Origin of the sequence: Streptomyces sp. NPDC051684, from assembly GCF_044453445.1 — a bacterium.
Lineage (GTDB): Bacteria > Actinomycetota > Actinomycetes > Streptomycetales > Streptomycetaceae > Streptomyces.
Map to the genome: position 1 here is coordinate 1 of NZ_JBITCS010000071.1, position 18,926 is coordinate 18,926.

The 18,926-nt window shown below is 72.6% G+C and carries 21 protein-coding genes; 9 read left to right on the top strand and 12 right to left on the bottom strand.

The annotated features are described in order from the left end of the window. Positions 1 to 88 precede the first annotated feature (88 nt). The 4 genes from ACIA8D_RS40530 to ACIA8D_RS40545 form a co-directional block, all read right to left on the bottom strand. The gene (locus tag ACIA8D_RS40530; protein ID WP_399240332.1) at positions 89 to 865 is read right to left on the bottom strand and encodes a hypothetical protein; all 777 of its coding nucleotides are present in this window, start codon (positions 863 to 865) and stop codon (positions 89 to 91) included. A gap of 56 nt (positions 866 to 921) precedes the next feature. Then, the gene (locus tag ACIA8D_RS40535) at positions 922 to 2,169 is read right to left on the bottom strand and encodes a glycosyltransferase family 4 protein (protein ID WP_399240333.1); all 1,248 of its coding nucleotides are present in this window, start codon (positions 2,167 to 2,169) and stop codon (positions 922 to 924) included. 166 nt (positions 2,170 to 2,335) lie between these two features. After that, the gene (locus ACIA8D_RS40540) at positions 2,336 to 3,616 is read right to left on the bottom strand and encodes an ABC transporter substrate-binding protein (RefSeq protein ID WP_399240334.1); all 1,281 of its coding nucleotides are present in this window, start codon (positions 3,614 to 3,616) and stop codon (positions 2,336 to 2,338) included. Further along, positions 3,591 to 4,178 (bottom strand): hypothetical protein, encoded by a 588-nt coding sequence (locus ACIA8D_RS40545; protein WP_399240335.1) that lies wholly within the window; start codon positions 4,176 to 4,178, stop codon positions 3,591 to 3,593. Before ACIA8D_RS40545 ends, ACIA8D_RS40540 begins: the two co-directional genes overlap by 26 nt. Positions 4,179 to 4,335: 157 nt before the next feature. Between ACIA8D_RS40545 and ACIA8D_RS40550 the strand changes: the two genes are divergently transcribed. The 3 genes from ACIA8D_RS40550 to ACIA8D_RS40560 are packed head-to-tail and all read left to right on the top strand — an operon-like array spanning position 4,336 to position 8,048. Further along, on the top strand, positions 4,336 to 4,800 hold the full coding sequence (locus ACIA8D_RS40550; protein ID WP_399240337.1) for a hypothetical protein: 465 nt from the start codon (positions 4,336 to 4,338) through the stop codon (positions 4,798 to 4,800). Between the two features lie 12 nt (positions 4,801 to 4,812). Next, positions 4,813 to 7,329, top strand: coding sequence for an ATP-binding cassette domain-containing protein (locus ACIA8D_RS40555; protein ID WP_399240339.1), 2,517 nt, complete (start codon positions 4,813 to 4,815; stop codon positions 7,327 to 7,329). Continuing rightward, positions 7,326 to 8,048, top strand: coding sequence for an ATP-binding cassette domain-containing protein (locus ACIA8D_RS40560; protein ID WP_399240341.1), 723 nt, complete (start codon positions 7,326 to 7,328; stop codon positions 8,046 to 8,048). Before ACIA8D_RS40555 ends, ACIA8D_RS40560 begins: the two co-directional genes overlap by 4 nt. Here ACIA8D_RS40560 and ACIA8D_RS40565 read toward each other — a convergent pair. After that, positions 7,999 to 8,583: a transglycosylase family protein gene (locus ACIA8D_RS40565; RefSeq protein WP_399240343.1), complete on the bottom strand. Its 585-nt coding sequence runs from the start codon at positions 8,581 to 8,583 to the stop codon at positions 7,999 to 8,001. The genes ACIA8D_RS40560 and ACIA8D_RS40565 overlap by 50 nt on opposite strands. 110 nt (positions 8,584 to 8,693) lie before the next feature. Next, positions 8,694 to 9,341, bottom strand: coding sequence for a transglycosylase family protein (locus ACIA8D_RS40570; RefSeq protein ID WP_399240345.1), 648 nt, complete (start codon positions 9,339 to 9,341; stop codon positions 8,694 to 8,696). A 400-nt stretch (positions 9,342 to 9,741) separates the two neighbouring features. On the opposite strand from ACIA8D_RS40570, the gene ACIA8D_RS40575 reads away from it, so the two are divergent. Together ACIA8D_RS40575 and ACIA8D_RS40580 are read left to right on the top strand one after the other, a co-directional pair. Next, positions 9,742 to 10,542, top strand: a complete 801-nt coding sequence (locus ACIA8D_RS40575; protein ID WP_399240347.1) for a hypothetical protein — start codon at positions 9,742 to 9,744, stop codon at positions 10,540 to 10,542. A 271-nt stretch (positions 10,543 to 10,813) separates the two neighbouring features. Next, a complete protein-coding gene (locus ACIA8D_RS40580; RefSeq protein WP_399240349.1) occupies positions 10,814 to 11,035 on the top strand; it encodes a hypothetical protein in 222 nt (73 codons plus the stop codon). Between the two features lie 84 nt (positions 11,036 to 11,119). Here the strand turns inward: ACIA8D_RS40580 and der are convergent, their stop codons facing one another. The 6 genes from der to ACIA8D_RS40610 form a co-directional block, all read right to left on the bottom strand. Further along, positions 11,120 to 12,595, bottom strand: coding sequence for a ribosome biogenesis GTPase Der (gene der / locus ACIA8D_RS40585; protein ID WP_399240351.1), 1,476 nt, complete (start codon positions 12,593 to 12,595; stop codon positions 11,120 to 11,122). An 81-nt stretch (positions 12,596 to 12,676) separates the two neighbouring features. Next, a complete protein-coding gene (locus ACIA8D_RS40590; protein WP_399240353.1) occupies positions 12,677 to 13,324 on the bottom strand; it encodes a lysophospholipid acyltransferase family protein in 648 nt (215 codons plus the stop codon). Then, on the bottom strand, positions 13,321 to 14,013 hold the full coding sequence (gene cmk / locus ACIA8D_RS40595) for a (d)CMP kinase (protein ID WP_399240355.1): 693 nt from the start codon (positions 14,011 to 14,013) through the stop codon (positions 13,321 to 13,323). Before cmk ends, ACIA8D_RS40590 begins: the two co-directional genes overlap by 4 nt. A 113-nt stretch (positions 14,014 to 14,126) precedes the next feature. Beyond that, positions 14,127 to 15,212, bottom strand: a complete 1,086-nt coding sequence (locus ACIA8D_RS40600; RefSeq protein WP_399240357.1) for a prephenate dehydrogenase — start codon at positions 15,210 to 15,212, stop codon at positions 14,127 to 14,129. Beyond that, positions 15,209 to 15,571 carry a chorismate mutase gene (aroH, locus tag ACIA8D_RS40605; RefSeq protein WP_399240359.1) on the bottom strand — a complete coding sequence of 121 codons (363 nt, stop codon included), beginning with the start codon at positions 15,569 to 15,571 and terminating at the stop codon, positions 15,209 to 15,211. The genes ACIA8D_RS40600 and aroH overlap by 4 nt, the downstream gene beginning before the upstream one ends. A 178-nt stretch (positions 15,572 to 15,749) precedes the next feature. Then, positions 15,750 to 16,199: a YidB family protein gene (locus tag ACIA8D_RS40610; protein ID WP_399240361.1), complete on the bottom strand. Its 450-nt coding sequence runs from the start codon at positions 16,197 to 16,199 to the stop codon at positions 15,750 to 15,752. Positions 16,200 to 16,338: 139 nt separating this feature from the next. Here ACIA8D_RS40610 and ACIA8D_RS40615 point away from each other — a divergent pair, with 139 nt between their 5' ends. The 4 genes from ACIA8D_RS40615 (at position 16,339) to ACIA8D_RS40630 (ending at position 18,838) form a co-directional block, all read left to right on the top strand. After that, complete coding sequence (locus ACIA8D_RS40615) at positions 16,339 to 17,013, top strand: hypothetical protein (protein ID WP_399240363.1); 675 nt, start codon at positions 16,339 to 16,341, stop codon at positions 17,011 to 17,013. 61 nt (positions 17,014 to 17,074) lie between these two features. Beyond that, a complete protein-coding gene (locus ACIA8D_RS40620) occupies positions 17,075 to 17,653 on the top strand; it encodes a DUF6529 family protein (protein ID WP_399240365.1) in 579 nt (192 codons plus the stop codon). Then, a complete protein-coding gene (locus ACIA8D_RS40625; RefSeq protein WP_399240367.1) occupies positions 17,650 to 18,117 on the top strand; it encodes a Rieske (2Fe-2S) protein in 468 nt (155 codons plus the stop codon). The genes ACIA8D_RS40620 and ACIA8D_RS40625 overlap by 4 nt, the downstream gene beginning before the upstream one ends. 22 nt (positions 18,118 to 18,139) lie before the next feature. Next, positions 18,140 to 18,838, top strand: coding sequence for a DNA polymerase beta superfamily protein (locus ACIA8D_RS40630; protein WP_399240369.1), 699 nt, complete (start codon positions 18,140 to 18,142; stop codon positions 18,836 to 18,838). Positions 18,839 to 18,926: the final 88 nt, after the last annotated feature.

Here is an 18,926-nt window from a genome sequence, read left to right on the forward strand (position 1 = left end):
AGGCGACGCGGAGCGTCGTCGACCGACGACAACGCCGCGAGCGTGCGTGCCAGGCCCCGCGAGCCCGGCCTGATCCAAACGACAAGCCCTAGGCGGTCGTCACTTGGACGGAGAGGTCGTTGTCCCGTGTGTAGTAGGCCTCCGCGGCCAGTTCGCCGCGGTCCGCGACGGTCACCCGCGCGGGCGGGTACGTGAAGATCGGCTTCTTGTCGGCGATGTCGTCGAGCAGCCGGGCGAGCCGCACCCGCGGGCCGTCGTCCCCCGCGGGCCGCAGCCACAGGTCCCAACGGCCCTCGCGCAGCTCGTCGTAGCCGATGCGGAGCGTGAACCGGGGCCCATCCCAGGCCAGTTCGCCGCGCAGGACGGGTCCGCGCACCGCGCGGGAGCGGATCTCCGCGTACGCCTTGGCCGTGAACTCGGCGCCGTAGACCCGCCCGTGCACGGTCAACTCGCCGTCGGCGATCAGCAGTTCACCGGCCTCCCCGTGCGGCGCCCGCAGCCAGCTGCGCACGGAGAGATTGCCGTGCTTGGTGGCGTACGGGATGCGTACGGCGACGTAGCCGCGCGAGCCGCTCGGGGCCCGGTCCACCAGTGAGCGCAGATCGTTGACGCCCGGCATGAGCCGCACCGGCTCGTCCCCCGCGACCTGCGCGTACGCGTCCCAGCGGCCCTCTGCCAGGGAGACGCTTATCGGCAGCGACGCGCGCAGCCGCCCCTCGCCGGTCGGCGTGAGCGGCAGCCGCACTGTGTGCCCCGCGGCCCGGTCGACGAGCACCAGGTGGGCCGGGTCGGGCGACCCGTGGTCGGTGACGTCGAAGGTGAGCCCGCCGGCGGAGTCGGCGATGCAGTCGGCTCGGGGCGGCATGCGAAGGCTCCTGTCGCTGTCTTCGGGGCACGGCGGGGGCGGGGCCGTGGGGGCTGTCATGCGGGGTGTCCCTTCCGCTGCGGTCGCAGGGCGTCGCGCACCGCGTAGGCGCCGCCGAGGAGCGAGCCGCGGGCCCGGTGCAGCAGCCCGAGGGAGCCGCCGCGGTGGGTGAGCGAGCCGAACAGGTCCTCGTAGCGCTCGGCGATCCGCGCCGGGTCGAAGCGCTCGGAGCCCTTGAGGGCGCGGGCGCTCATCTCTTGGCGCAGGGTGTCGTTGTTGATGAGTTCGAGCAGGCCGCCGGAGATGGCCTCGACGCTGCCGGTCTTGACGAGCCGGCCGTCGACGCCGTTGTCGATGATCTCGCCGGGGCCGTGCGGGCAGTCGGTGGAGACCACGGGCAGGCCGCAGCGCATCGCCTCGACTATCGTCATCCCGAAGGACTCGTACGTCGACGTCACGGCAGCGAGGGAACCTTTCGCCCACTCCGGCTCGATGGGGTGGGCGGGCCCCATGAGGTACACGTGGTTGTAGAGGCCGAGTTCGTCGATGAGCGTGCGCAGCTTGTCCTTCTGCTTGCCACCCCCGTAGATGCGCAGCCGCCAGTCGGGCCGCTCCGCACGCACCTGGTCGAAGGCGCGCACCAGCAGGTCGTAGCGCTTCACGGGCGCGAGCCTGCCGGCCGCCACGACCCACTTCCCGCTGCCGTCGGCGGGCGCGACGCCGGGCTGCGGGACCGGGTTGGGCATCGCCTCTACGCGCACACCGGGGAGCCGCAACTGCTGGCGGTAGGCGTACGCGTCGGCCTCCGTGGTCGTGGTGAGCGCGTCGAGGCGGGGGTAGCTGCCGCGCAGTTCGCGGCGCAGGGCGGTGGAGTGCGTGCCGAGGGTGAGGTGCTCCTGGCCGACGCGCAGCACTCCGCGCCTGGTGTCCCGGGCGAGGTGCACGTTGAGGCCGGGGCGGGTGCCGACGACGACGTCGGCGTCCAGCGCGCCGAGGTGTTCGGCGATCCGCCGGTCGGTGAGCGCGCTGTACTGCTCGTACCGCCCCTCGCTGCTCGGGAAGACCGTGGCGGACCGCCGGAACTCCGGGTCGTCGCCCTCGTACCCCGCGGTGCCCTTGCGCAGGTTGACCAGGTGCCGCACCCGTACGCGCGGGTCCGGTGCGAACACCGGCTCGTCGCGGTGCCGGAAAACGGACACGACCTCCACGTCGTGGTGGTCGGCAAGCGCGCTGGCGAGGTTGTACGTAGTACGGATCGTCCCTCCGATCCCGTACGCATTGTGAATCAGGAAAGAAATCTGCATGCGCCCTCGTATCTGCCTGAACAGTCCGTCTTCTCCGCCTACCGGGTAGTTAGACGGAGATGGCCTGGCGAGGGTTGTTCCTCATCGCCATCTTGTTCCTGAACAGATGCCGGATTGGTAGGCGTTTTCGGGAACCATCTCGCGAAATCCGCCATCTGGTCTCACGTCATGGCTGGTAGGAGAGCTGCGGAACGTCAAAACAGGTATGCGTCATGCCACCGCTCCGGGTGATCCAGCCTTTTGCATCGGTCCATCTCGCGACGGACAGGCACGTCTTTCGAGTTCTCGGCGGCTCGGCGTGCCTCGCGAACGTCACGGGAATCAGCAGCCCATCGGCCGAGTACCGTACGCGGCGCTCCATAAAACGGTCGACGCACGCGCGCGTGACCGTGCGACAGGACCGCGCGGCGTCCGTGAACCACAGGGCGGCGGCCCAGCCCTCCAGCTGCCACTGCGAGTGCGTCCGCAGGTTCTTCGTGGCTGCACGGAAGGCGCGGACGGCGGGGTGCCCGGTGTCCTCGTAGTTGCGGCTCGCGCCGGTGGCCCACAGGGAGGCGCGGCAGTGCGGCGCGTCCTTGTAAGCGGTCCGGACGGTCGAGGTCCAGTTCTGTACGTTCGTGACCTTCGCGGTGACGCGGGCGCCGACCTGGTCCATGGCCTCGCAGAGCCGCGCGTTGCCGTGCGCGTCGATGGCGTCGAAGACGAGGTCCGCCTTCTCGTCCTTCAGGTCGGCGGCCGCGGCCCGGAAGTTGGGCAGCGCGAAGTCGAGCTGCTCGGTGACGACGCGGTAGCCCTCGGCCCTGAGCCCGCGCGTCACCAGGCGCGCGTACGCGGCCGAAGCGGCCTGGTTGTAGGAGACGACGGCGGCGGTGCGGGCGCCGTGCTCGCGCTTGAAGTAGCGGTAGACCTCGGTGCCGCCGTACAGCTTGCCGTCCCAGCCCGACGTCCCGTCGCGCGGCGCGAGGCTGCCGTAGATCCCGTACAGGTGCGGATAGGTGTCGTAGGCGGCGCCGATCGGCTGGCCGCCGATGTCGGGCACGCGCGCGTGGGAGACGCGTTCCGCGCCCGCGTAGTCCAGCGCGGTGGTGGCCACCAGGGCGACGACCTTCTGCTCGTCGACGAGCTTGTGCACGCAGGAGGTGTTGCCGACGCCGCTGCCGCCGTCGTCGCACAGGTGCACCTCGACGCGGCGCCCCTGGATGCCGCCCCGGGCGTTCAGGGTCCTGAAGTACGCCTGCGCGCCGTCGCGGGTGTCGGTGAAGGTGGCGCCGCCGACGGGGCTGGTGGCGCTGGTGATGATGCCGACACGCAGGGGCGCGGTGGAGCGCGGCGCGGGCCCGGAGCGGTCCTCGAAGTCGCTCTCCGGCAGCCGGGACCCGCAGGCCGCGACGGCGAGCAGGGCCAGGCCCGCGACGAGGGCCTCAGCAGCCCGGACCCGGCGACGCATTGCCGCTCAACTGCACCAGCGCGCACAGCGTGTTGACGGACACCTTCCAGGTGCCGCCCTGCTCGACGGACGTCCCCTTGGCGTCGGGCAGCACCGTCGCGCCCTTGAGGGCGAGTCCGTACGTCACGTCGGCCGCGGTCGCCGAGGTGAAGGCGACCTTGGTGACATCGGCCTCCACCTGGCCGCCGCGCTTGTCGCCGCTGAAGCTCTTCAGGACCGGGCGCATCTTGGCGCCGTCCTCCAGGACAGCCTCCTTCTCCTTCATCGACACCTTCGGGTCGAAGAACTTCTTCCAGTTGGTCTTGATCTCCTTCTCGGCGGCCTCCCGGTCGGCGGGGCCGCTGCCCTCGGGCCGCGCCGACGAGGGCTCCTCGCTCGTGGGCTCCTTGTTGGTGGGTTCCTTGCTGGTGGGCGCCTTCGAGGTCGGCGTCGGCGGGGCGCTGTCGTCGCCGCCGCTGTCGTCGCCGCAGGCCGCCAGGGCGGGGCCGAGAAGCAGGGCCAGGGCGAGGGTGAGCGCCGCGCCCCGTCCACGAGCCGTACGAGGTGTGCTCCCGAGAACCATCAGGATCACCGCCGGGTGTCGGTCCGGGGCGGGGTCGGCGCGAATCGAGCGGATCGACCAACTGTCCCCGGAGCTTTCCGAGTTGGACTCCAGAAGGCATAGTGCAAGCGATCGGCGGACAAGGCCAGACACACGCGCGCACCAGTGGGGGCCGGCGATGCGGACTGCCCGACTACGTACTGTGCACCCCGCCCTGTGGGCGGGGCTCGCGGCGCTCGCCGTCGGTGCGGCGCTCTGCGTGATCGGCTGGTACGGCGTGTCGGGCGAGCGCTTCGCCGAGCGCCAGGTCCCCTATCTGGCCTCCTGCACCGTGCCGGGCGCCGCCCTGATCGTGGCGGGCGCGGTGCTCCTCACGCACGGCAAGGACTTGCTCGCCGCCGCGCGCGTGGAGCGCCTCTACGAGCTGCTGGTGGCCACCGAGCCCGCGCCCGGGGACGCGGACCCCGCTCCCCCGCTCGCCTCCAGCGGCCGGCTGCTGATGGTGCCCGGCGGCACGCTGTGGCACCGCGCCGACTGCCCGCTCGTCGAGGGCAAGGCGCGGGCGGTGCCCGCGGACGCGGGCGCGATCACGGAGGCGGGCCTGGGCCCGTGCCCCATATGCGAACCGCCCACCGGGAGTTGAGGAGCCGAGGTCGTGTCGTCCCTCAGTTACGACCTCACGCTCGCCGGGCTCTCGGTGGGAGCGGCGGCGGCGCTCACCGGGATCGGCCTGATCGTCACCTACCGGGCGACGGGCGTCCTCAACTTCGCGCACGGCGCGGTCGCGATGCTCTGCGGGTATCTGCTGCGGCAGTTGGTGGTGGTGTGGGAGGTGCACCTGTGGGCGGCCGCGGCGCTGGTGCTCCTGGTGGTGGCGCCGGGATTCGGACTCGCCCTGGAACGCTGGGTGTTCAGGCCGCTGGCCGTGGCGGGCAGCGACCCGGCACGCACCCTGGTGGCCTCCATCGGCGTGTTCGTCCTCCTTGTCGGGACGGCGGCGCTGCTGTGGGGCACGGGCGCGCAGGAGGACGCGCCGACGCTGATCGGCGGCGAGCCGTGGGGGCAGCTCGCGGTGGCCTGCGCGATCGGGGGCGGGGTGTGGGCGGTGACGCGGTGGACTCGGTTCGGCGGTGAGCTGCGGGCGGTCGTCGACAACCGTCCGCTGGCGGTGCTCGGCGGGATCGACGCGGACCGGGTCGCGGCGGCGGGCTGGGCCTTCGGCACGTTCACGGCGGGCCTGACGGGGGTGCTGCTCGCCCCGTACGTACGTCTCGATCCGTACGGTCTGCCGTTGCTGGTGATGGAGGTCGTGGCGGTGGCGGTCGCGGCGGGCATGCGGCGGCTCGGCGTCGCGGTGGGGGCGGCGCTCGCGATCGGCGTGGCGCAGAGCCAGCTGACGCGGCTGCATCCGCGCGGTTGGGCCGAGCCGCTCGTCCAGGCGGTGGGGGCGAACCTGTTCGTGGTGGCACTGCTGGTCGCGGCGCTCGTCCTGCCCGGGGTGGGCGGGAAGGAGGCGCTGCCCATGGCGGTGACACGGCGGGCGCGGGCCGTGCCCCGGGGGACCTGGCTGGTGGCTGGGGTGCTGTTCCTGCTGCCGCTCGGGTTCGCGGGCTCGGATCTGCGCACGTCGATCCAGGTGCCGGCGCTGGCGCTGATCCTGCTGTCGTTGGTGGTGGCGACGGGGAGGGCGGGCCAACTAGCGCTCGGTCAGGGCGCGTTCGCGGGCCTTGGAGCACTCTTCGCGGCGCTCCTGGCGACGGGCCGCTTCCCGCCCCTCCCTCAACTCCCACCTCTGACAGCCCTCTTGATGGCGGTCGCGATGGTGGCACCACTGGGCCTTCTGACCGCCGCGCCCGCGATCCGGCGGCACGGTCTCGCGCTGGCGCTCGCGACGTTCGCCGTGGGGGTCGCGGTGAGCCGTTTCGTGTTCGCGCAGCCGTACGCGGCGTCCCTCCCGGCCTTGACGCGCCCGGCGGGCTTCGAGGACGACCGGTCGTTCTACGCACTCGAACTCACCCTGCTGGCCGGTGCGTTGGCGATCGTGGCGTACCTGCGCCGGGGACGCGTGGGCCGGGCACTCGCGGCGGTCCGGGACCACGAGGCGGGGGCAGCCGCGGCGGGCGTCGGGGTGCCGGGCCTCAAGGTCGCGGTGTTCGTGGTGGGGGCGGGACTCGCGGCCCTGGGCGGCGGCCTCCTGACCTTCGGCCTGCGCTCCTTCGACCCGTCGGCGTACGACCCGGTGCGGGGCCTGTTGTGGTTCGCGGCGGTGGTGGTCCTGGGCGCGGACAGCCCCCTCGGCGCGCTGCTCGGCGCGGGCCTCCTGGTGGGCCTGGACGCGGGCACACAGGGCGGGGTGGCGGCGCTGACGATCGGCGTGCTGGCGGTATTGGTGGGCCGGACCTTTCAAGCCCCTGCGGCGATTGAGCAGCGGGGTCCGGGGCGGAGCCCCGAGACCGGCGGACGGCCGACCGCAACGAGACGGGAGCCGACACCCGCCGCCCTCACCGCGACCCACCTCACCGTCACCTACAACACCCACCCCGTCCTCCAGGACATCACCATCCGCCTCCCCACCGGCAAGGTAACCGCCATCGTCGGCCCCAACGGCGCCGGAAAGAGCACCCTGTTCCACTGCCTCGCCGGCACACTCCGCCCCGACGCGGGCCGGATCCGGCTCGGGCCACGGGACATTACCCGCCTCCCCGCACACACCCGCACCAGACTCGGCATCGCCCGCACCTTCCAACAACTCGTTGTCTTCCCCTCCTTGACCGTGGCCGAGAACATCCGCGTCGGCGCCGAACACGGCCGCGTACGGGACCCGGCGGCCACCGCCCGGATGACGCGCCTGTTCGGCCTGCGGGGCGAACAGGAGACGGACGGCCTGCCCACGGGAACGTTGCGCCGCGTCGAACTGGCCCGCGCACTGGCGGGCGACCCGCACGTGCTGCTGCTCGACGAGCCGACCGCCGGGCTCGACCGCGCGGAGGTCGCCGCCCTCGCCCGGCTGCTGCGGGCGCTCGCCGCCGACGGCGTGGCCGTGCTCGTCGTCGAGCACGACATGGACCTCGTCGCCGAACTCGCGGACACCGTGCACGTGCTGGCGGCGGGCCGCATCGTGAGCTCGGGCGCCCCGGAATCCGTCCTCGAACGCGCCCCGGAGCCCTCATGACGCCCGCACCCGGCGGCATCCAACTGCGCGACGCCCGCGTCCGCTACGGCCCCCTGGAAGCGCTCCACGGCGTCACCCTGGCCGCCCCCGCCCGCGCGGTCACCGTACTGCTCGGGCCGAACGGCTCCGGCCGCACCACCGCCCTGCGCGCCCTCGCCGGCACCGTACGGCTCGCCGCCGGGTCCGTGATCTGGGACGGCGCCGACGTCACCCGGCACACCGCCCACGCCCGCGCCGCCGCGGGTCTGCGCCTCGTGCCCGACCGGCAGGCCGTATTCGCCGGACTCACGGTGGCCGAGAACCTCCGCCTTGCCGCGCACGAGCGGGACGTCGTCGCCGCCCTCGACGCCTACCCCGAGCTGCGCCCCCTCCTCGCCCGCCGCGCCGGCACCCTCTCCGGCGGCGAGCAGCGGATGCTCGCCGTCTCGCGGACCCTGGTCTCCCGCGCCCGCGTCGTCCTCGTCGACGAGCCCACCCAGGGCATGGCCCCACCGGTCGCCACCCGCACGTACGCCCTGATGCGCGGGCTCGACGCCTGCGTGGTCCTCGCCGAGCAGCGCCTGCCGCCCGGCCTGCTCGGCGGGCCCGCCTTCGTGTACGAACTCGGCCGCGGCACGGTCGTCTTCCGCGGCGAGGCCACCGAGCTCCCGCCGGGCGGGCCGTCCCCGGTCAGCCCTGGGAGCCCGCTGCCCCCGTCGACTTCCCCGGCTCGGGGATGACCAGCGTCGCCCCCTCGTCGAGCCGGTCCGGGTGCGGACCGATCACGTCGCGGTTGGCCTTGTAGAGCGCCTGCGCGCCGCCCTCCACCTTGAAGCGCCGCGCGATGGACGCCAGGGTGTCGCCGCGCTGCACCACATGGACGCGGCCCTTGAGCCCGTACCGCTTGGAGCAGACCGGCCACGCCTCCCAGCCCTGGGTGCGCAGCACCTCCTCCGCGACCTTGATCTGCTCGGCACGGGTCGCGAGGTCGGCGCGCGGCGCGTACTTCAGGCCGCCGTGCTCCTCCCAGGTGGACTGCTGGAACTGGAGCCCCCCATAGAAGGAGTTGCCGGAGTTCTCGTCCCAGTTGTTGCCGCTCTCGCACTCGGCGAGGCAGGACCACGGCCACTCGGTCTTGGCACAGTCGTACGGCTCGGCGGCGTCCGCCCGGGCGGCGAGGGCCGGCAGCGCGGCCAGTGCGAGCAGCGCGCCCAGCAGGGCCGTCGTCCAGCGCCGCGGGCCGTGCGCCTTCGGGAACGTAGCGGTCAGATGCATAGCGCGGACGCTAGGCAGCCGGTGCGCGAAGGCCCGTCGTGCCGCGCCGCGCCCGCCGCGCGGCCCCACCCGGTCGGCGGACCGGGCGGAGCCGCGCGGCGCACGTGCGCTCAGCGCAGCAGCAGCCGCTGCCCCGGCAGGATCAGGTCGGGGTCGCCGCCGATCACCGCCCGGTTCGCGGCGTACAGGCGCTGCCAGGTGGTGCCGTGGGCCGCGGCGATGCGGCCGAGGGTGTCGCCACCGCGGACGACGTAGCCGCCGCGGCGGGTGGCACCGCGGTCGGTGTGGCCTGAAGTGCGCGGCTGCTGCGCGGACCGTGGCGCCGCCTTGGGCGCCGGTTTCGGTGCGGCCTTGGGCGCCGCCTTGGGGACGGCCTTGGGTGCCGACCGCACGCCGGGCGCGCTGCCGTACGCCCCGGCCCGTGCGGCACATGTGGGCCAGGCGCCCCACCCCTGCGCGCGCTGCACCTTGGTCGCGACGGCGATCTGCTGCCCCTTGCTGGCCCGGTCGGCGGTCGCCGCGTAGGCCCCTCCGCCGTACGCGCGCCAGGTGCCTGCCGAGAACTGGAGCCCGCCGTAGTAGCCGTTCCCGGTGTTCGTGTGCCAGTTGCCGCCGCTCTCGCAGCGGGCGATGCGGTCCCACACGCCGCCGTCCGCCGCTGGAGCGGGGCCGGCGAGGGCGAGGAGACCGAGAGGGGCGGCGAGGGCCACCCCGGCGAGGACCGCTGTCGTGCGTGCCGTACGGATCGGCGCGGACATGAGAATCCCTCTCGTGGACTGCTCGTTGCGGACGGCGGTGGAATCTAGGCAGCCCACGAGGGCCGCGGCAACCAACGGCCCGTCCCGCCAGGCCAGTTCGCCGTTACCCGGAGTACCGGCGATTTCAGGCCAACCGATAGATACAAGGATTTCAGTATTTGTCGACCTGTCACCTCGACGACCTGTGACCCACTTCACCGATCCAACTTCCTTGGAAAACCAACAAGTTGGCGTGGAGTGACGGGTTCCGGGCGTTCGTTCACGGTGTGCGTCGGATGAGGTGATTCCGTTCCGATCCGGGCGTGACCGAGGACACAGATCATCCGTTGTCCCTTCATAAGCACTCGCCTGACCGTGGCCGATCACCCCGACCGGTCCAACAGATCCCTGAGGAGTCCCCGTGCCTCGCTTGCTCGACGTCAGCAACGACGTACGCGCCGAGATCGGCGACGAAGAAGCCGACCGCCTGATGTCCGGCGACAACGCCCCCGGCAGCTACGACTGCACCTCCTGCCGTACGCCGGGCGACTCGCAGCAGCAGCCGACCAGCACCGTCCTGTTCGTCGGCGACGAGACCGCCGTGCTCGCCTTCGCCCATGCCTCCTGCCTGCCCTCGCAGGTCGTCCAGGTCGCGGAGGACCAGTTGCAGGGCGCCGTGCAGTCCATCGGCGGCGGCCAGGACGCCGCGGCCGCGCAGCCCGACGGCGGCGCCCCTGCCGCGCCCTCGCAGGCCGTGCTCGGCGTGACCAGCGGCCTGGTGCTGATCGGTGACACGACGCACCCCGCCCTCGTCGTCGAGCCGACGGGCCCCATCGCCCGCCCCGGCACGACCACGGACGGGGACGACTTCCTGCCGCTCCTGATCGAGCAGGGCTTCATGCCGGCCACCACGCTGGACGGGGTCCCCTCGGTCCTCGGCGGCTGGTCGGTGCTGCTCGCCATGGGCCAGCTGCACGCGATCCTCCAGCCCGGCACCGGGGGCTCCCCCGCCCAGGTCGCCTGGTGGCAGGCGCACCAGCCGCTCCAGGTGACGGAGGGCTGGCGGACCGCGGCGAACAAGACGCAGAAGGTGCTCGTCTTCGCCGCCTCCGCCGGTTCGATCGGCCACCAGCCGCGCGAGGACCTGCTCCGTCAGGCCCTCGACAAGGCGGCGGCGAACGGCCGCCTGGTGGCCGCCGCCATGCCGCTCGCCGGCACCTGATCCGGCCCGGCCGCACACCACGGGCCCCCACGAATGCGCCGGTCACACCGCTGACAGCCCGCAACAGCGCAGGCCAAGGGCGCATCCGTCGGGGGCCCTGTTCGTTGGCACATACGTGCACCCATACGACCCCACCTCATCCCCCGCGTCCGCTTCCACCCCTTCGTCCCGACGGCACCAGCCGCATCAGAACCACATCCCGTCGATGCGCCCCGCGGAGGACCAGCCTGGCGGCCATGCCGTGGGTGGCCACGCGGGGAGCGGTCCATCGGTGACCCCGATCTTCGACGCCCTGTACGCGGAGTGGCGCCGCTCCTTCCGGACGCTGCCCGGCGACCGCAGCGGCGAGGAGGACCTGGGGTTCAGGGGCTTCGACCCGCTCCACGGCCCGCGCCCGCACCACCCGCCGCGCTGGCAGCCGTACCCCCAGCAGCACACGACGGGACGGCACTTCCCCGCGGCCCTGCCGCCGGGGCCGCGCCGGGAACACTGACCTCCCGCGCACCCCGCACAGCACAACGCCGCCGAGTGGATCTCTCCACCGGCGGCGTTCGCCCGCGCTCCTGCTGAGGCAGAACTACTTCTTCTTGCCGCGCTTCTCCCGCACGCGCACCGAGATGTGGATCGGCGTGCCCTCGAAGCCGAACTCCTCGCGCAGCCGGCGCTCGATGAAGCGGCGGTAGCCGTGCTCGATGAAGCCGGAGGCGAAGAGCACGAACCGCGGCGGCTTGGAGGCGGCCTGCGTGCCGAACAGGATGCGGGGCTGCTTGCCGCCGCGCACCGGGTGCGGGTGGGAGGCGACGAGCTCGCCGAGGAAGGCGTTGAGCCGGCCCGTCGGGATGCGCGTCTCCCAGCCCTCCAGGGCCGTCTCGATCGCGGGGACCAGCTTCTCCATGTGCCGGCCCGTGCGCGCCGAGACGTTCACCCGGGGCGCCCAGGCGACCTGGCCGAGCTCGGTCTCGATCTCGCGCTCCAGGTAGTAGCGACGCTCCTCGTCGAGGGTGTCCCACTTGTTGAAGGCGAGGACGATCGCGCGGCCCGCCTCGACCGCCATCGTCACGATCCGCTGGTCCTGGATGGAGATCGACTCGGAGGAGTCGATCAGGATGACCGCGACCTCCGCCTTCTCCACGGCCGCGGCGGTGCGCAGCGAGGCGTAGTAGTCGGCGCCCTGCTGCAGGTGGACGCGCTTGCGGATGCCCGCCGTGTCGACGAACTTCCAGGTGATGCCGCCGAGCTCGATCAGCTCGTCGACCGGGTCGCGGGTGGTGCCCGCCAGCTCGTTCACGACGACGCGGTCCTCGTCCGCCACCTTGTTCAGAAGCGAGGACTTGCCGACGTTCGGGCGACCGATCAGGGCGATCCGGCGCGGTCCGCCGAGCCCCGCGCCGCCGAAGCTCTGCTGCGGGGCCTCGGGCAGGGCCTCCAGGACGGCGTCCAGCATGTCGCCGGTGCCGCGGCCGTGCAGCGAGGAGACCGGGTGCGGCTCGCCGATGCCGAGGGACCACAGGTACGAGGCGTCGGCCTCGCCGCTCGGGCCGTCGACCTTGTTGGCGCAGAGCACGACGGGCTTGTTGGCCTTGCGCAGCAGGCGCACGACGGCCTCGTCGGTGTCGGTGACGCCGACCTTGGCGTCGACGACGAAGACGACGGCGTCGGAGGCCTCGATCGCGTACTCGGCCTGCGCGGCCACGGACGCGTCGATGCCGAGCACGTCCTGCTCCCAGCCGCCGGTGTCGACGACCTTGAAGCGGCGGCCCGCCCACTCGGCCTCGTAGGTGACGCGGTCGCGGGTGACGCCGGGCTTGTCCTCGACGACGGCCTCGCGACGGCCGATGATGCGGTTCACCAGGGTCGACTTGCCGACATTCGGACGGCCGACGACGGCGAGGACGGGCAGCGGCCCGTGGCCCGCGGCGTCGAGCGCGCCCTCGACGTCCTCGAGGTCGAAGCCCTCCTCCGCGGCGAGCTCCATGAACTCCGCGTACTCAGCGTCGCCGAGCTCCCCGTGCTCGTGTTCCGGGGATCCCTCGGGCTGGATCTGGTCGTTCATGAAGTCCGTACCTCGTCGTTCATTCGTGGTGATCGGTGGACCGCCGTTTCGTGTACCGCGTTCCACTACTGAAAGTCTCGCTCAGCGCCCGGTCAGGCGCCTGGCATGGTCCAGGTGGCCGCTGAGCCGCTCCTGGATGCGCACGGTGGCCTCGTCGAGGGCCTTGCGGGTACGCCGTCCGCTGCCGTCGCCCGCCTCGAAGGGGTCGCCGAAGACGACGTCGACCCGGCTCCTGAGCGGGGGCAGCTTCTTTATCAACCGACCGGGCCGCTCCGTGCTTCCCAGCACGGCGACGGGCACGATCGGCGCCCCGCTGCGCACCGCGAAGTACGAGAGTCCGGCCCGCAGCGACGCGAAGTCGCCCTCGCCTCGGGTGCCCTCCGGGAAGATGCCGAGGACGCCGCCCTCGGCGAGGACGTCGAGCGCCCGCGTGATGGCCGTGCGGTCCGCGCTCGTGCGGTCCACCTTCACCTGTCCGATTCCGTCGAGGAAACGGCCGAGCGGTCCGACGAACGCCTCCTGCTTGATCAGGAAGTGCGTCGGACGCGGTGCGACGCCCATGACCATGGGTCCGTCGATGTTGTGGGAGTGGTTCACCGCGAGGATCACCGGGCCGGTCGCCGGGACCCGCCAGGATCCCAGGACCCGCGGCTTCCACAGCCCGTACATGAGGCCGACGCCGATGCGCCGACCGACCTCGGCGCCCCGCTCGGAAGGCGCTTGGGTCACTTCGAGTCCCGCTTCTCCTCGACGAGGGTGACGACGCACTCGATGACCTGCTGAAGCGTGAGGTCGCTGGTGTCGACCTCGACGGCGTCCCCGGCCTTGGCCAGCGGCGACGCCTTGCGGCTCGAGTCGGCCTTGTCGCGGGCGACGAGGGCCTCCTGCGTGGCCTTCACGTCGGAGCCCTTGAGCTCGCCGGAGCGGCGGGCGGCGCGGGCCTCGGGCGAGGCGGTGAGGAAGATCTTGAGGTCGGCGTCGGGCAGCACGGTCGTGCCGATGTCACGGCCCTCGACGACGATGCCCTTCTCGGCGCCGAGCGCGATGGTGCGCTGCAGCTCGGTGATCCGGGCGCGCACCTCGGGGACGGCGCTGACGGCGCTGACCTTGGAGGTGACCTCGCTGGTGCGGATCGGGGCGGCCACGTCCGTGCCGTCCACCGTGATGGTGGGGGCCGACGGGTCGGTGCCGGAGACGATGTCGGCCTTGCCCGCGACGGCGGCGATGGCGGACGGGTCGTCCAGCTCGATGCCGTTGTTCACCATCCACCAGGTGATCGCCCGGTACTGGGCGCCGGTGTCCAGGTAGCTGAGGCCGAGCTGCGCGGCGACGGCCTTGGAGGTGCTCGACTTGCCCGTGCCGGAGGGTCCGTCGATGGCGACGATCACTGCTGCGGCGGCGGTCGCGGCGGTTTCCATAGGTGACGGACACCTTTCTCAGTGCACGGGGGCATGGGTACGGGGCGCGGAAACGCCCCGTACAAGGTTACTGGCTCCGGAAGCCCCCTTCTTACGTGCCTCCGCGGGCCTCGTTACTGGCGCATCGCCCAGCCGCGCTCGCGCAGCGCGGCGGCCAGCTTCGGCGCCTGCGCCGGCTGCACCATGAGCTGGACGAATCCGGCCTGCTGCCCGGTCGCGTGCTCGATCCGCACGTCCTCGATGTTGACGCCCGCGGCGCCCGCGTCGGCGAAGATCCGCGCCAGCTCGCCCGGCTGGTCGGAGATGAGGACGGCCACGATCTCGTACGCCGCCGGGGCCGCGCCGTGCTTGCCGGGGACCCGGGACTGGCCCGTGTTGCCGCGCCGCAGCATCGTCTCGACGCCGTCCACGCCCTCGCGGCGCTTGGCGTCGTCGGAGGACTGCAGCGAGCGCAGCGCCTGCACCGTCTCCTCCAGGTCGCCAGCGACGGCGGAGAGCAGGTCGGCGACGGGGCCCGGGTTCGCGGAGAGGATGTCGATCCACATCCGCGGGTCCGAGGCCGCGATCCTTGTCACGTCGCGGATGCCCTGCCCACAGAGGCGTACGGCGGCCTCCTCGGCGTTCTCCAGGCGGGCCGCGACCATGCTGGAGACGAGGTGCGGCATGTGCGAGACGAGCGCGACGGCACGGTCGTGGGCGTCGGAGTCCATGACGACCGGGACGGCCCGGCACAGCGCGACCAGTTCCAGGGCGAGGTTCAGGACCTCGGTGTCCGTGTCCCGGGTCGGGGTCAGCACCCACGGCCGCCCCTCGAAGAGGTCGGCGTTGGCCGCGAGCGGACCGCTGCGCTCCCGGCCCGACATCGGGTGCGTACCGATGTACGGGGTGAGGTCGAGGCCCAGCTCCTCCAGCTCGCGGCGCGGGCCGCCCTTGACGCTGGCGACGTCGATGTAGGCGCGGGCGAGGCCCCGGCGCATCGCGTCGGCGAGCTGCGCGGCGACGTGCGCGGGCGGCACGGCGACGATGCACAGGTCGACCGGGCCCTCGGGCGCCTCGTCGGTCCCGGCGCCGAGCGCGGCGGCGGTGCGGGCCTGCCCGGGGTCGTGGTCGGCGAGATGCACGGTGACGCCGCGCGAGGCGAGGGCCAGGGCGGCGGAGGTGCCGATCAGGCCGGTGCCGATGACGAGTGCGGTTCTCACTGGGCGATGTCCTTGCGGAGGGTGGCCGCGGCGCCGAGGTAGACGTGCGCGACCTCGGCCTTGGTCCGCTCGGTCTCGATGTGGGCGAGTATCCGCACGACGCGCGGCAGGGCGCCGGCGATGTCGAGCTCCTGCGCGCAGATCAGGGGCACGTCGACGATGCCGAGCTTGCGCGCGGCGGCCGCCGGGAAGTCGGAGTGCAGATCGGGGGTGGCCGTGAACCAGATGGAGATCAGGTCGTCGGCGGTCAGCTCGTTGCGCTCAAGGACGGCGGTGAGCAGCTCGCTCACCTGCTCGTCCATGTGCCCGGCCTCGTCCCGATCGAGTTGGACGGCGCCCCGGACCGCTCGTACCGCCACGTCACTGCCCCTTTGCTGGTGTTCCGCGTACACGTAATTCGCTAGACGAGTAGTTCCGAATTCCTGTCTGCCGGGAATTCGGAACTACTCGTCTAGGAGGCCAGCGTAATCAAGGTGGCGGACGCGGGTGCGCGGCGCCCGTCTGCCGAGACGGGCACCGCGGGTGCGTACCGCCGGGTCAGAGCTTCTGCTGCTTGATGAGGTCCTCCAGGGACCCGGACGACGGCACCTGGCCCTCGGGGGTGAGCCTGTCGACGACCTGCGGGAGGTCCCGCGCCACCTGCGCGGCTGCCTCGTCGCGGCTGACGCCCGCCTCGGAGGCGGCCTTGTCGAGGGTCTCGTCGGGCACGGCCTGCTTGACCTGATCGGGGCTGAGCGCCTGGTTGTCGCCGGTGCCGACCCACGAGTCGAGCTGGCCCTTGTCGACCAGGCCCGACTTCGTGATCATTTCGAGCAGACCGCCCAGCGGATTGGAACCGGCGCCGGAGCCGGGGTTCGACCCGCCGCCCGCGCCTCCGAGGAGACCGCCCAGGAGCGAGCCGAGGACGTCGCCGCCGCCGGAACCGCCGCTCCGGCCGCCTCCGCCGAGGAGACCACCGAGCAGTCCGCCGAGATCGTTACCGGCCATGGTCACGCGCCTTTCGGGACATTCACCTGCGAGGAAACCCGGACCACCTCAATGTCACCCGAACCGCCCCCTGTCGCCACCCGGCCGGAGCTGCTTGCATGGAGGCGCCACCGCTGCCGCCTCGGGGGGAGGCCCGGTCATGAAGCGCTCGGGCCCGCTGTTCACCTTGCTCGCCGGACTGGCCCTCGGCCTGTTCATGCTGTCGCTCAACGCGACGACGGGCGAAGGCACTTCGTCGTACGGGGAGGCGCCCGCGGCGACGGTCACGCCGTCCGCGTCCGCGTCGCCCTCGAAGGCGCGCCCGTCGCCCTCGAAACCCGCGAAGAAGGCGAGCCCGACGCGGACCGCCCGCCCCAAGACCAGCTACGCGGGCCGCACCGACGACGACACGTCCGCGATCTCCATCTCCGTACGCGGCGACAAGGCGATCGCCTACTTCTGCGACGGCCGCTCCAAGGAGTCGTGGCTGAAGGGGAACGTCGAGGACGACGGCGAGATGAAGCTGTCCGGCAAGCACGGCGCGAAGCTGGAGGGCCGGCTCACCGGCGACCGGGTCCGCGGCACCACGACCATCGACAAGCACCCCTACGGCTTCACGGTGAAGAAGGCCGTCAAGCCGTCCGGCCTGTACCGGGCGACCACCGAGGTACGCGGCGCGAAGATCGACGGCGGCTGGATCGTGCTGCCCGACGGCCGCCAGGTGGGCATCGTGCGCCGCGAGGACAAGCCGTCCGCCGCGCCGCGCATCGACCCGAACACGGGCGGGGTCACGGTCGACGGCGACCGCCTGACGGCCCGCCCGGTCGTGCCGTGACCCGCCGGCTCCCCGGCCGAGCCCCGCTTCCACCGACCTCCGCTCGTCACGAGGGGGACCGATGACCGTCGACCCGAACGCCGCCACCCAGGACTTCCCGAGCCCCGACCACCGCCGCCCGTCCGCGGCCCGTTATCTGGTCCCCGCGCTCGTGGCGGCGGCGGTGGCCGTGGCCCTCGGCGCGTACGGCAAGGTGCACGACCCGGAGGGCACGGCGTTCAACCTCGCCGGCTTCTCCAGCACGAGCGCGGTGAAGTCCTGGCTGGGGACGGCGGCCTTCGCCTTCGCGCTCGTCCAGATCGTCTCGGCGTTCATGGTGTACGGGAAGCTGCGCGGCCCGTCCTGGGCGCCCGCGCTGCACCGCTGGTCGGGCCGGATCGCGTTCCTGCTCGCGGTGCCGGTGGCGGTGCACTGCCTCTACGCGCTCGGCTACCAGACGTACTCGACGCGGGTCATGTGGCACTCGTTCTTCGGCTGCTTCTTCTTCGGGGCGTTCAGCGCCAAGATGCTGCTGCTGCGCGCGGAGCGGCTGCCGGGCTGGCTGCTGCCGGTGGTGGGCGGTCTTGCGTTCGCGGTCCTGACGCTGGTGTGGTTGACGTCGGCACTGTGGTTCTTCCGGACGGTGGGAGTGACGACATGAGGCGCACCGCTTCGCGCAGGAGCGTCCTCGTCGCGGGCGCGGCGGCCCTGGCGGCCGGCTGCAGCAAGTACGGGGACGAGGGCGGCGGAGACGACGGGGGCGAGAAGACCTCCGCACCGGAATCCTCCTCCGCCCCCTCCGAGCCGAGCGGCACCGGATCCCGAAAACCGCCCGCGGCCGACGAACTGACGAAGACCTCCGCCGTCCCGGTCGGCGGCGGCAAGGTCTTCCCCGCCGACAAGGTCGTGGTGACCCAGCCGGCCAAGGGCGACTTCAAGGCCTTCTCCGCGGTGTGCACGCACCAGGGCTGCACGGTCAAGGACGTCTCCGGCGGCACCATCAACTGCCCTTGCCACGGCTCGAAGTTCAAGGTCGCCGATGCCTCGGTGGCGGGCGGGCCCGCGCCCCGCCCCCTGGACCCCCGCCAGATCAAGGTCACCGGAGACTCGATCACGCTGGCCTGACATCTGCGCCTACGCTCACCCCATGAACGGGGAACACCTGGTGCGCGACCACACCGTCTACTCCTGCGTCATGGGCTCACGCGCCTTCGGCCTGGCCACGGACGCGAGCGATACGGACCGCCGGGGCGTGTACCTGGCCCCGACGCCGCTCTTCTGGCGCTTCGAGAAGCCGCCGACGCACGTCGAGGGCCCGGCGGACGAGCAGTTCTCGTGGGAGCTGGAGCGCTTCTGCGAACTGGCGCTGCGCGCCAACCCGAACGTACTGGAGTGCCTGCACTCCCCGCTGGTCGAGCACGTCACGGAGACCGGCCGCGAACTCCTGTCCCTGCGCGAGGCGTTCCTCTCCCGCCGGGCGCACGAGACGTTCGCCCGCTACGCGGCGGGCCAGCGCAAGAAGCTCGAGGCGGACGTCCGCACCCACGGCGCCCCGCGCTGGAAGCACGCGATGCACCTGTTGCGCCTGCTGAGCTCCTGCCGCGACCTGCTGCGCACGGGAAAGCTGGCGATCGACGTGGGTCCGGACCGCGAGCCGCTGCTCGCGGTGAAGCGCGGCGAGGTGCCGTGGCCGGAGGTGGACCGCCGGATGACGCGGCTTGCGGCCGAGGCCGAGGAGGCCGCGGTCCGCACCCCCTTGCCCGCGGAGCCGGACCGCGCCCGGGTGGAGGACTTCCTGGTCCGCGCCCGCCGCGCCTCAGCCCTGCAGGCGCAGCCTGACCACTAGGGCTTGTCGTTTGGATCAGGCCGGATCAGGGAGCGGGGCCTGGTGCGTGCGATCGCAAGGCGGAGGAGGGAGGCGACGCGGAGCGTCG